The 13,434-nt window shown below is 35.0% G+C and carries 12 protein-coding genes and 1 pseudogene; 3 read left to right on the forward strand and 10 right to left on the reverse strand.

Annotated features, from left to right (window positions below; genetic code table 11):
- Positions 1-200 precede the first annotated feature (200 nt).
- The 10 genes and pseudogenes from BTM29_RS01565 to BTM29_RS01610 form a co-directional block, all read right to left on the reverse strand.
- Positions 201-2,084 (reverse strand): LTA synthase family protein, encoded by a 1,884-nt coding sequence (locus BTM29_RS01565; RefSeq protein WP_076613822.1) that lies wholly within the window; start codon positions 2,082-2,084, stop codon positions 201-203.
- A gap of 166 nt (positions 2,085-2,250) precedes the next feature.
- A complete protein-coding gene (locus BTM29_RS01570; RefSeq protein WP_076613823.1) occupies positions 2,251-3,243 on the reverse strand; it encodes a sugar kinase in 993 nt (330 codons plus the stop codon).
- Between the two features lie 11 nt (positions 3,244-3,254).
- On the reverse strand, positions 3,255-3,989 hold the full coding sequence (gene dagF / locus BTM29_RS01575) for a 2-dehydro-3-deoxy-phosphogluconate aldolase (protein ID WP_076613824.1): 735 nt from the start codon (positions 3,987-3,989) through the stop codon (positions 3,255-3,257).
- Positions 3,989-5,074: pseudogene (locus BTM29_RS01580) on the reverse strand (DgaE family pyridoxal phosphate-dependent ammonia lyase). Before BTM29_RS01580 ends, dagF begins: the two are co-directional and overlap by 1 nt.
- Positions 5,075-6,193 carry an amidohydrolase/deacetylase family metallohydrolase gene (locus BTM29_RS01585; RefSeq protein WP_076613825.1) on the reverse strand — a complete coding sequence of 373 codons (1,119 nt, stop codon included), beginning with the start codon at positions 6,191-6,193 and terminating at the stop codon, positions 5,075-5,077.
- 2 nt (positions 6,194-6,195) lie between these two features.
- Positions 6,196-7,287: a DUF871 domain-containing protein gene (locus BTM29_RS01590; protein ID WP_076613826.1), complete on the reverse strand. Its 1,092-nt coding sequence runs from the start codon at positions 7,285-7,287 to the stop codon at positions 6,196-6,198.
- Positions 7,284-7,550: a hypothetical protein gene (locus BTM29_RS01595; RefSeq protein WP_076613827.1), complete on the reverse strand. Its 267-nt coding sequence runs from the start codon at positions 7,548-7,550 to the stop codon at positions 7,284-7,286. Before BTM29_RS01595 ends, BTM29_RS01590 begins: the two co-directional genes overlap by 4 nt.
- Before the next feature lie 5 nt (positions 7,551-7,555).
- Positions 7,556-8,833 carry a PTS sugar transporter subunit IIC gene (locus tag BTM29_RS01600; protein WP_076613828.1) on the reverse strand — a complete coding sequence of 426 codons (1,278 nt, stop codon included), beginning with the start codon at positions 8,831-8,833 and terminating at the stop codon, positions 7,556-7,558.
- A gap of 66 nt (positions 8,834-8,899) precedes the next feature.
- Positions 8,900-9,589, reverse strand: a complete 690-nt coding sequence (locus BTM29_RS01605) for a GntR family transcriptional regulator (protein ID WP_076613829.1) — start codon at positions 9,587-9,589, stop codon at positions 8,900-8,902.
- A 173-nt stretch (positions 9,590-9,762) separates the two neighbouring features.
- The gene (locus tag BTM29_RS01610) at positions 9,763-11,667 is read right to left on the reverse strand and encodes a heavy metal translocating P-type ATPase (protein ID WP_076613830.1); all 1,905 of its coding nucleotides are present in this window, start codon (positions 11,665-11,667) and stop codon (positions 9,763-9,765) included.
- A 126-nt stretch (positions 11,668-11,793) separates the two neighbouring features.
- On the opposite strand from BTM29_RS01610, the gene BTM29_RS01615 reads away from it, so the two are divergent.
- The 3 genes from BTM29_RS01615 to BTM29_RS01625 all read left to right on the forward strand — a co-directional run bounded on the left by BTM29_RS01615 (position 11,794) and on the right by BTM29_RS01625 (position 13,343).
- Entirely contained in the window at positions 11,794-12,156 is a 363-nt protein-coding gene (locus BTM29_RS01615) for an ArsR/SmtB family transcription factor (protein ID WP_076613831.1), read from the forward strand.
- 144 nt (positions 12,157-12,300) lie between these two features.
- The gene (locus tag BTM29_RS01620; RefSeq protein WP_076613832.1) at positions 12,301-12,576 is read left to right on the forward strand and encodes a hypothetical protein; all 276 of its coding nucleotides are present in this window, start codon (positions 12,301-12,303) and stop codon (positions 12,574-12,576) included.
- A gap of 116 nt (positions 12,577-12,692) precedes the next feature.
- Positions 12,693-13,343 carry a TetR/AcrR family transcriptional regulator gene (locus tag BTM29_RS01625; RefSeq protein WP_157886431.1) on the forward strand — a complete coding sequence of 217 codons (651 nt, stop codon included), beginning with the start codon at positions 12,693-12,695 and terminating at the stop codon, positions 13,341-13,343.
- Positions 13,344-13,434: the final 91 nt, after the last annotated feature.

Genomic DNA, 13,434 nt, shown 5'->3' on the forward strand with positions numbered 1-13,434 from the left:
TTAGTCCTAATTATTAATTAGCCTTACTTTATATTTTAACAATTTTTAACCCAATATACGAATTTTAATCATTATTTGAGACATAAATAATTATATTATGATATTTTATTCCTATTATATATAGTCAGAAAAAAAGTGTGACAGAACACAAGTCTTCGTACAATACACGAAAACTTATGTGTTCTGTCACACTTTTTAAATTATTTTGTAAATCCTGCTTTTGTACTATAACCTTTGCCAGCAGTTAGATCATATTGGATCAATTTATAATCCTTCATCAATTTCTTTTGCTTCTTAGTTAAATCCTGATATGAAATACTCTTGCCAGTCTTTTTGTTAACGTATAAACTCTCAGAATTCCCAACTGTACTTTTGGCCATAGCCGGTTCATCTTCTTGAATCTTTGTTAACATCGCATAAAATGGCGTTACTTTTTGGCCCATTTGTTTATATGCCAAAGCTATGAATCCATTGGGATCGGTAATCTTAGTATTCTTACTTATTTTCTTAGTTCCATAACCATGGTTTATAGCATATTTATTACTATAGATAAAGTAGTCAGTCTCATGTTGCGCAACGTTATACTTCTCCATACTATTACCATCATAAATACCAGGTAAATGATCCCCATACCAAACAACTGTAATGGGCTTTTTAATACTGTCCAGCTTACTTAGAAATTCCTTAGTCGAGGTATCGGTCAAACTGATTCCCTTTGAGAAATTCTCAACTTGTTTCGTATTTTTCCCAGCACCTGAACCACTAACTTTGAAGTTACTATTCTTATACTTATTAGTATAAGGCATATGATTTTGCATAGTTACTAGACTTATAAACTGACCATCTTTAACATGATCGACCTGCCAAAGGACATTTTTATAAGACGACTCATCACTCACATATTGACCACCGTCAGCTGTATCAGTATATTGAAGTGCTAAATCCCCAGTAGTATTGATATTTCTGAAAGTTTGAAAACCAAACTTCTTATATACACTAGCTCGGCTATAGAAATTACCAATGTAAGGATGTATTGCTGATTTAGTATCAAACTGATTGGTGATATTCTCTGGGTTAGTTTGTTTCTGCACTAGTTGAACGTATGGTGACTGTAGGGACTTGGAAAATTGATTATATGCCAAGCCAGTGAAGGTCATATATTCCATATTAGCCGTACCACCACCGTAGCCTGAACTGAGCATCAAACCAGATGTAGTGTTTGCTTTGATATTACGAATATTAGGCATAGAGTCGGTATTAACTTTAACGTTAGGAACTCTACTAGGATCTGAGAAGCTTTCACTCAGAACATAAATCAAAGTCTGTTTATTAATATTGCTATTAGGCCGATTCTTATTAATACTCTCGGCTTCTTTTTTATACTTTTTAACAATTGAATCAATCTTACTTTGACTGTATCCTTTTGGTTCATCCATCACATTGACTCGTACATTAGTCAAGAAAGTAATCAGTGGACCATTGCTGTTAGTTTCCCAAATCAAATTAGCAGTGAAATCAGAACGTCCTGCTTTTGTTAAAAACTTATTAGTCAAGGATCCCTCATCATTAGCAGAATAGAAACTCCCTAAACTCAAAACAGCTAATAATAAGAAGACAATTCTAGTTTGCCATTTCATTCTAAGTAAATATTTACCAAATCTATGTTCCAAAAAGATACAAATACCAATTCCGATTATTAATACGATTGCTACTTCAATAACCAATTTCAAACTGATCATTGTCAAAAGCTCTTTGATATTGCTCAAGAACATCAAGTCACTTGGTAAGATCGGTTCAGTACGATAAATAACTTTCAATCTATTGGCAATAGAGAAAATCAAAAAAACGACATAAAATAACGCCGTTGAATAGAAGAAACGATTGATAATCCCAAATAAACCAATATATATGAAAAATAGTACTAGAACTGTGACCAGATACATTCCCGGGAATGTTGAAGTAGCGTTGGTAAAGGCGAATGATAGTGACCCTGTTTGTGAATAATCAATCACCAACCCCATAATGAAGGCTGATAATATTATAAAAATGAACTGTAAAATATATATTTTATTAAATCTTTTCATTAATGAAACATCCTTATACTTGCATAATTAACTCTTTTATATACTAACCCATATTTTTAATAAATGGAAAATTAATTGAAGATTTGAGTTGTATCAACATATTGGATTCTGATCTAAACAAAATAACCGCTATTTACCAACGTAAATACCGGCTACTTCATATCAATCATCTGATCAATTCATTTTTACCATCACAAGCTAGATAATCAAAAATATCTTCCTTATCAAATAGCGGTGTATCATTCAAAGACTCTTGTGTAAGTACTGAGTTAGCAACTGCAAATCTCAACGTATCTTCATATTTCCAGTTTTCGATCAACCCCGTTATAACGCCACTAGCAAATGCATCTCCGCTACCAATGCGATCTAGAACCTTTACCTCTCGCAATTTTGACTTATACAATTGACCATTATGCGCTATGAACCCTTGGAAATATCTTTTATGCTCATCACTTTTACGATTACTACCTGCAAAATATTCTATATCATAATCAGCTGAAAATTTGGCATATAAATCGGATTCCTTTATCTCTGCATAATCCAACAAATCAGTTAAATCACGCTTACTTCCAAACGCAATATCAACATATTCAAGCATCTCTTGATAAAGTTCCTTCATCATTTGATGACTATTGTTTTCATTTAGACCCATACGATAATTAAAGTCAAAACAAACTTTAACACCTTTTTTGTGCGCTACTTTGGCTAACTCTAGTGCAGCAGATCTAGTTTCTTTAGTTAAACTCAAAGCAATTCCACAGATATGAACATAATCCACTCCTTCAAGTGCGGAATTAAAGTCATATTCATCTGGACCCGTAATACAAAACGAACTAGATAATCTATCTTGATAGGTAACGCGTTGTGGTCTTGATCCGTGACCCAATTCAACGAAAAAGCTTCCCAAATATCCATTAGTGTAACCAACTAAACTATCATCTATACCCAATTTCCTTAAATCAGCTACAGCCTTCTTACCCAAAGAATTATCAGGAACTTGAGTAATCATACCCGTCTCATATCCCAAATGGGATAAGCTGCCTAGTAGGTTAACTCCAGTTCCAACTGTTGACATAAGTACCGTGTCACTCTGCTCTAAGAGCATGTGCTCTGGTACGGTATAACGTAGCATTACTTCACCAAAAGCCAAAATTTTCATCGACTTGACCTCTAAAACTTCTTGATGATTTCATACAATTTAGCAACATCACTTGGTCTAGTATCTCCAGTTGATTTATCAATGATAGAGCTATAAACATGAGGAATAACACGTTTAACTCCAGCACTTTTGGCAATTGATACTATTTCCTCAAAGTTATCTAAGTCAATACCACCAGTTGGTTCAAGGTCAAAGTCATTCTCTGCACAAGCTTTAGCAACGGCTTTGAATTCTTCAATATGTGCTAGTCCCTTCATTGGGAAATACTTGATCGATGAGCCACCCATATCTTTCAATAGTGCAATGGCAGACTCTATAGGAACTTGTGTTTCTGTTGATTGACTGCTCAATGGACCAGTAGCAATGTTTACAAATCCAACTTTGCCTGTAGGTGAAACCAATCCATTAATAATTGTTTCATCTTGACCTAACAATGCACGACTAGCTCCAACTCCAGTAAATACTTGGTTAACGTGTTGTGGTTGAACTTCTTTGGAAACTCTAGCAACCATGCCACTTTGATTAGGATCTCCAGCACCAAGACCAACTGAAACGGCGTTATGGATCACTTCTTTATATTTAAGCATATCTGAAATAGCTGCTTCATCTGTTGGATAGTTCTTTGTTAATACACCAAGAACTACATGTCCTTGTGCTGCGTCGTAACATTCCTTAGCATTCTCCACTGAATTAGCTAGTACATTTAAGCATATTCCGTTATCTAAATAATTAGGTTTCAAGTCCATTATAGAGCCTCCATAATTTCTTTCATTCTTATAATAATTTGATCCATTTCAACATCATCAACTGATCTAATATCAAATTCGATAATACCAACATTGACACGATACTCGCGTGCGTAGATAGCTATATCGCCGTTACGTAACTGCTCACATATTTGCTCTGCCTTATCAGTTTTGACACTTGCTCGATAAATATCTCTACCTGCACCATCTTGAACAATTTTTACATCCAAACCAATAGATTGGAGTTTTTCAACAAACGGTTCCAAGCGTTTTATCATCTGCTGACCATTTTCAGGTCCTTCATCTAGATACTGCTCGATTGCACTAGTAAGTCCAATGATATTTTCTTTACCAATCTTCATCGCACGTCCCATGCCTTTGCTTTGTATCCTGGCCCAACTGATATATTTTTCTTTACCAAAAACGACACCTGAAGCAGGACCCTCAATCGACTTGGCACCGCTATATATCACTGCATCAACACCCATTTGTAGATACTTGGTTAGATCTTCCTCAGCGGCAGCATCTAAAACTAAAGGTAAATCGTGCTTGTGGGCAACCTTTATTGCATCTGGAATTGATAACATACTCTTTTGCACAGTATGATGACTCTTGATATATAAAATTGCAGCTGTCTGTTCAGTAATTTGCATTTCAATATGTTCTGGAGTACACATGTTGGCATATCCAGCCGGGATCATCTTTGCCCCAGCAACACCAAGCATCACATCTACTGGTGCACCGTAATCGACGTCATGTCCCATTGGAAGGATTACTTCGCGCTTAGTGATTCTTGTAGTATAAGGATGATATACATGATACATATCACCTTGACCAATGATTCCGGCTATTACTTGAGCAATACCAGCTGACGCTGAATTAACTATCAGAGCATCTTATGAACCAACAAGTTTGGCAATATATTTTCCAGTTTGTACAACCAAATCAGACATTTCAAAGAAATTTTGTCCACCAATCTTTTGTGCCTCAGCGACTTTGTCAGACACTTTTGAAACTCCAAGAATGGTCATTTTCCCATCCGCATTAATTACGTGTCTCAAATTGTACTTTTCATATACATCCATTTAGATTCCTCCAATTGAATACACATTACCGCCGACAATACTGTACTTCGGTTTGACAAGTGTATCAGTAATTCTTGTATTACCATTTGAATCCGTTAATTCCTTACGTCCATGTTTGATATCAAATATTGTCACATCGGCATCATATCCAGACTTCAATAACCCTTTTCTCGATAAACCAAAGTTCTTGGCGGGACGACTTGTTATCATTGGGATTATCTCTGAAATTTTATATCCCAGTAATAGTAACTTCTCAATACAAGTGGACATATCATAAACTGGCCCATCTTCTCGATTATGATGATAAATATCAGTACTCAAAGTTTCGGGATATAACTTATATTGTTTAGCAATCTCAGCTGTGTGGAAGTTAAAGCTATCAGTCCCATGTCCAACATCGAAAATAATGCCATGCTCATAGCCATCTTGGACAAAGTCCTTGATATTGTCATTTTCATCCAAAATACCATTTGTTTTGCCGTTAAAGCAGTGTGTCATAATGTCGCCTTTATCCATAATTGTCATTATCTCTGACAATTCAGGAGGATTAGTACCCACGTGAACCATTAGTGGTAGATGTTTATTGAGCTTCATTTGGAAGTACTTTGCTTCAACCAGTGGATTGATACCGTTTGAGACCACGACAGACTTACTGATTCTTGCCTTAATTCCAACGATAAAATCAGGATATTCATCGACTGCTGCTTGCAGTTTTTGAAGATTCAATCTTCGCATATCCCCCAGCTCATCTTGTGCTAAAATACCAGTCTCAGAAATATTGATCATAGCGTAAACGTTAGTCAGCTTGTCACGGGTACGTGTGTAAAAGTCCTTGATATTATTGGCTCCGGTTGACCCCGCATCAATGACAGTCGTAACGCCGGTTTTATATCCATCTTCGTCTGGATCATCATAATACAGTGTTAATTTTTCATAACAATGTACATGATCATCAATCCAGCCCGCAGAAACGATCGATTGTCGTTCCAGGTCAATTGTTTTGTCTGCCACAACGTTTCTTATCTTGGAACTAACACGTTCAATTTTTCCATTTGTAATCAACAATTCGATTGGTTCTAAATATTCATTCAGTCCATTCTTTATGTATAAATCGGCCATTATTAAATTTCCTCCAATTTAAACTTAGCCCATGGAGTTATGTAGTCTAATAAAAATAGCTCTTGGTCAGATATTTCTGCGACTTTATTCTTTCTTTCATCACTATGAGCTTGTAGAACAATCTGTAACTCATTTTTATATTTCCCGAATTCATCGTTACCAATGACAATGTCACCACGTTTGAATTCATGTGAGCAATCATTTTTAGGGTTCTTCTCTGCCTTATACTTTTTACGCACTTCAGTTGATCGAACCACTAGATTGGTAATATCACCACGTCTGACATGTTGGTTATCCAATAAAATTTCTTTTTCAACCTTATGGATACAATCACAAAGTTTCACATCAAAGGTAACTTGATATCTATTCAAATTGCCCAATCTGTCCAATTCTTCATCCGAAGCATAGGCGTTACCAATAATCACACAATCGATCAATCCAGTGGCAAATAAGTGCTTAGCCTGTAATTCTATTGGCAGATCTCTGTGCATCTCTAATGTTGGTAGACCATCATTAATACTCCAAGGTCCAATTTTACCGACTTGCGATGTAATAAAGGCAGCGGTTTGAATTCCTTTTTCTTTGAAACGACGTGAACAGGAATTGAAAAAATCAAGTGGTAGTCCTGTTCCACGTTGTGGATAAAAGTTGTGACAGCCGTAAATGAAAGGTTCATTAGCGCAATAGGATAAGATATTGTTCAAATAATCGACATCATTACTCATATTCAATTCAATATTTAATTGCTGTTGATTGTATGAGATCATAGCTTCCTTGCGACCGTCAAATCCTTCATCCAACCTGATACCGTCTGCACCTAATTCAGAGAAGAAACTCAAATCCTGATACGATATCCCTAGTTGATCAAATATGCTAGGGGCAACATCTAGTGTTATCGTATACCCGAGCTTTTTGGCATAAGAAATTAAATCACGATACTTTTCTATGACTGCTTCTTTTCCACCACTAACTTCAAGCATACTCATAAATATTCTAGAAAATCCATGTTGAGACGCTTTAAGTAAATATGCTTTATCCTCATCAACATTACTGTGGTCGGGATAAACTGAGACTCCTAAGGTTCTCTTTGTCATACTTTTTTACCGCCTTCCATATCTGAAAAAACGTTCAAATATTTATTCGAGATGACTGTTGCTAGATAAATTGTTGCTAAAATCACTAATACGGCTGTAATTTTAAGTAACATTCCTATTGCTGCGACAACTAACAAAATCAGTAACGATCTTAGAATTGTTTTACCAGCTGAAATGTTTTTTAGAAATTTGGGCATGATTTTCTTTTGAACCAAAACTTCACTTAATAAGAAGAATCCTGCCAATCCAATCATGTAATACATAATTTTTACTCCTTAGCCAACTGTTGTTTTTCAAATACCTTAAAGAATGGGTAATAGATTGCTAGGTCAATTAGGAAATTGACACAAGTTAAAATCAGCGCTGGAATACTCCAGTTTGTACTGATAAATGCTCCCAGTGGACCCGGTACAGTGAACGGCAATCGAGCCATCATCATTGGGACGACTCCAGTAATAGTTAAGATATATGAAAGTGTACCTGTAACTAATGGTGCGACAATGAACGGAATACCTAATATTGGGTTCATAACGATAGGTGCACCGAAAACAATAGGTTCGTTGATATTGAATAATCCAGGTAGTATTGCTAATTTACCCAAATCCTTTATATACGCTGACTTAGAGAACATGAACAAAATGACAAGTGCCAAAGTACCACCGGCACCACCGATCCAGATGAACCATTGTAAGAATTGTTCTGTAAAGATTGTTGAAAGGTGATGTGCACTCGTTCCACCAGCGAATTCACTCATGTTTTGTGCAATTGACATTTCCCAAAATGGACGAACGATTGGATCCATTATAGCTGCACCATGAATACCTAATGTCCAAAATCCTGTAATAAGGAAGATTGTCAATAGTCCACCGAATAGACTGTTTCCAACCAATATACCCTTCAATGGCATTAAGATAGTGCTTAGAAATGATGCAATATCAAAATCAAAGATGTATCTTACTATCCAAAAGAAAAACAATATTACTGCTGCTGGAATTAATGCAACAAATGAATTAGATACTTCTGGTGGAACTCCATCTGGCATCTTGATCGTAATATTCTTATTTTTTAAGAATCGATAAATTTCAACGGTCAAGAGTCCAGTAACGATTGATGCGAAGAGTGATGACGCACTTAGATTAGCGATATTAATATATCGACCGGCATCGATCACTCCATTAACATTTTTTAATACGTGTACGGGTGCTGCTGTGGAAACTAAGAATGCTAAAACAGCTAACATACCATTGGTGAGTTTATCTAACTTGTAACTTTCGGCCAGTGAAGAAGCAATCCCAAAAGTTGCATATAAGGCCAGAATACCAACAGTGTATCTGAATGGTATATCCAAAATTTCCTTATATGGTGCAAGGAAATTGGCTACTGACTCAATTGGTATATTATTGATAATCGTAAAGAACGATCCCACGATAGTAAGTGGTAGTGTTGAGATTATTCCCTTACGAATAGCTGTCATGTGGCGTTGTGTTCCCATTTTATTGGCAATTGGTAAAACCTTTGCGTTAAGCATATTAACAAAATTATCCATATAACCCTCCTCAATTCGATTACATCATAACATCATAACATTATAATGTAAACGCTTAATACGAAATTATATTTCGTATTCAATTTCATATGGAAACCTATTAGTATCATAAAGTGCTACAGAATATTCAATGACATTTTCAAACCTATCAAAGCCCTTGCGTATCCGTTTAATTGCCAATTCATCAGTTGTTCCAAGTATTTTTTTGTCATCATCACCAAGCTTTACTGCTCTAAAATCATCTTTGAAATTATAAATATCTTGTCCGCTATCCTTTAAAATTTTATACAGAGATTTATGACGTAAATCCTTTAATTCATCTTGAATGCCAACATTGGGAAGATAATGTTCAAAGATAATGAACGGCTCTTTATCAAGTGAATATAAGCGTTTAATATACAAGACTTTTTGTTGCGATTCTTCAAATGGTGTCCCAGCTGGATCGACTAATTTGATTTGTAAAATTTCTTTGGTCAAGTCGCCATGATCATTAACAATTGACGAGAAAGATCTTGCTTTAGACAATTTATTGAAAAGATTATTACTGATCACCTTAGTACCAATACCACTTTTTTTCTCCAAATATCCTTCAGAAACAAGTAACTCAACTGCTTTTCGTATCGTTATTTTACTAACTTTATACATATCTTCTAGTTCATTTTCAGTAGGGATCAATGTTCCAATTTCATATTTATTCGACAGAATATTCTTCTTGATATCCGCTGCAATATTCTGATATAAAGTACCTGTTATCATATGTTTCTCCTTTGATAAAGATTTAATTAAACAGTATATCATTACATTATTATAATACATATATACATTATCAAATATCCAAATAGCAATATATTAATTTTATCCGTTAAAATTAATTATAAACAAAAAGGACAGATCAACTGTCCCTACACACTCCAATCACCTATTAAGTTTTACTTTAGAAACTCTAGTCTAACAGCATTTAGCACCGCTATAACGGTGACACCAACATCGGCAAATACCGCTTGCCACATGCCCACAAATCCAAATGCACCAAGAATTAAGAACAATACCTTGATACCGATGGCAAAGCTGATATTCTCCATCACTATTTTCCTAGTTACTTGAGCTATTTTTATAGTTTTAGATACTTTGGATGGTTCATCACCCATGATAACAATATCGGCAGCCTCAACAGCTGCATCACTTCCAAGTCCTCCCATAGCAAATCCAATATCTGCACTGGTTAAAACTGGCGTGTCATTAATACCATCACCGACAAAGGCGACTTTCTTGTTGCGTTCTCTAGATTTCTTTAATAAGTCAGCTACTATATTGACTTTATCTTCAGGTAATAATTGAGTAAAGGCTTGATCAAGGCCCAATTTATTTGCAGTTTGTAAGCCAACAGACTCATTGTCACCGGTTAACATAACGCTCTTAATTCCACGTTTATGTAATAGTTCTATCGCTGATTTAGCATCATCTTTAGGTTCATCTGCAATGACAATACTTCCCATGAATTCATTATCAGCACTAACGTATACGATTGTCCCGATATTATCATTTTTGATAATATCAATTCCACGCATTGATTTGGCATTGCCAACCACGATCATCTTGCCATTTACAGTTGCGCTTATTCCTTGCCCAGCACTTTCATTAACATTGCTAACAACAAGTGATCGTAAATCACCCTTGAAGGATTTCTCAATTGACTGTGCAATGGGATGGGTCGAATTCTGCTCTACAGCAGCAGCATAGCTCAATAATTCTTGCTTACTAATACTCTTTATTGGAGCAACGTCGATCACTTCAAATTTACCCTTAGTCAAAGTACCCGTTTTATCAAAAGCAATTGTATCTACATCATTTAACAACTCCAAATAACTGCTGCCTTTAACCAAGACGCCTTGCTTTGAAGCAGCTCCAATCCCACCAAAGAAACTTAGTGGTACAGATATAACCAATGCACATGGACAAGAAATAACTAGGAATACTAATGCTCTAGAAATCCACATACTCCATTCACCAGTGACCAATGGTGGTAATATTGCCAACATTAATGCCATAGCAACAACAATAGGTGTATATATCTTTGCGAATCGAGTAATGAACTTCTCTGCAGGAGCCTTTTTGGCACTCGCATTTTGAACCATATCCAAAATTTTGACTACTGTAGAATCACTGTATTTTTTAGTTACTTTTATTTCTAAAGTACCATTTTGGTTGATAGATCCACTCAATGCTTCATCATCTATCGTCAAACTTTGTGGCATTGACTCACCTGTTAAAGCTGATGTATCAACATTTGAGTTTCCCGCAATAACTACTCCATCTAAAGGGATCTTTTCACCTGGTTTAACGACGATCACTTGTCCTATTTGAACCACACTAGGATCAACATGCTTAGTTTTGTCAGACAACTTCAAAGTCGCAAAGTTTGGCTTGACCTCTAGTAGTGCTGAGATTGATCTCTTAGAATTATTTGTAGCAATATCTTCGAACAAGTTACCTACTTCGTAAAAAAACATTACAGCAACAGCTTCAGGATACTCGCCTAATACAAGTGCTCCGACAGTAGCAATAGTCATTAAGAAATTCTCATCAAATATTTTACCGTGAAAAATGTTTCTAACAGCTTTAAATACAATTCCGCCACCAATGACAAAGTAGCCGATAAAGTAAAATAAGATACTAATATTTGGTGCCAATAATTTACTGAATCCAATAATCATAAATATGGCCGAAATAATTAGTTTCCAAATTCTTACAATAGATTCTTGATCCAATTTATTTTTAGACTTTTTTTGTTTATTTTTAACTCCATATTCGGATTGGACATTATATAATTTCATTATAAACGTCCTCCTCTCAGTAATGTAAGCGTTTATATGAATATATGAGCATTCATTCATACTTCATGTATAATATAATATATCCTATATAGAATTTCAATGATTTCTTGAGAAAAAGGTGAACTAATGTCAGCAGCAGATTTTCCAGAGCAAGAACATCAAAATGCTCTAAACCATCTAAAAGAATCGATGCCAGCTAATGAAGAATTAGAATCAATAGTAGGTATATTTAAGGCGTTCGGTGATATGACACGTGTTAAAATCATTCTGGCATTGGCCAAAACACCTTTAAGCGTTGGCGAAATAGCTGACACTTTAGATATGAGTCAATCTTCAATATCCCATCAATTGAGCCTCTTGCGCCAATTAAATCTAGTTTCAAGCGTTCGACATGGGCGAAATATTCATTATCGTTTAAGTGATCAGCATATAATTACTATTTTTAATCAGACCAAAGAACATATTGTTGAAGATGAAAATGATCAATAAAAACTTCGAAGCGAATTTGCTTCGAAGTTTTTTTATTACACCCATTGACTTTTAAAATTACCGAACTATAATGAATTTTGTAATCAGATAGTGAGTGCTCACTTTCTGATAATGATTAAGTTTATAGATGAGGAGTGATATATCATGTTTACAACAATATTTTGGATTTTGGCCGTTTGGTTCATAATTAACCTTATTTGGATGTGGAATAAACGTGACGACAAACAATTGCAAAAAACTCTAGGCTGGGTCAATGTAGTTGCAGTCATTGCAGGATTTTGGACTTTCTATGCAGCTACCAGAGTTGGTAATATCGAGACTTGGTTCAATGTCTTGAATTATGTCAACATTGTGATTGCTGCCACCCAATTATATCTTGGTTATCGTAATGGTGACGGTCACAGTGTCAAACATGCGTAATTTTTTTAAGTGAATTTTAGTATACCCTTGATGAAGCTGGCGCAAAGAAAATTTTGTACCAGCTTTTTCGATATTACTATCTTATAATTGTACTAATATGTAAAATGAGGTTAATAATGAAAAATCTAATTGAAGTTTATAAAGAATCTCCTGAAACCAGTAACATGACAGATAAGCAGATGAAAATTTTCCGATCTGCAATCAAACTTTTTGCTCAAAAAGGATATAAGGATACTAGCACTAAAGAAATAGCTAGTGGAGCTGGTGTTTCTGAGGGTAGTCTATTCAAACGTTTCAATAATAAAGAAGACTTGTTGCTAGCAATACTCAAACCCATTTCACGTGTCATATTACCTGAAGTACTAGTTGAATTATCCACAACCGACCAACAATATGACCATTCTAATTTGCAAGACTTTATTAATGTGCTGGTACGCAACCGCCTAGAATTCTTCATGGAAAATATCGATGTAATTAAAATATTTGCTAATGAATTTATTTACGATGAAAAAATCAGACAAGATATGGTTGCTGAGATGCCACGTGAATATATTACTAATATCAATAACTCATTTGATAAGTTGAAATCAGATCAACAGTTGATTGAGTGGGATAACGTAGAAATATTCAGATTTATTTTTTCGAATATCTTTGGTTATATTGCACAACATTACTTCTTATTTAAATCACCAAAATGGAATGAGAAAAAGGAAATAGATCATTTGGTCGATTTTTTAGTTAAAGGCTTAACTCCAACTATCAACTAAATTACTCTAAAACTTTCATCCATTTGTCTAGCTATCACAATACGTATTTATTCCAAAATTTTTTCTGATAAATAATAAGTATTTATAGTTA

Origin of the sequence: Companilactobacillus allii (assembly GCF_001971585.1) — a bacterium.
GTDB lineage: Bacteria > Bacillota > Bacilli > Lactobacillales > Lactobacillaceae > Companilactobacillus > Companilactobacillus allii.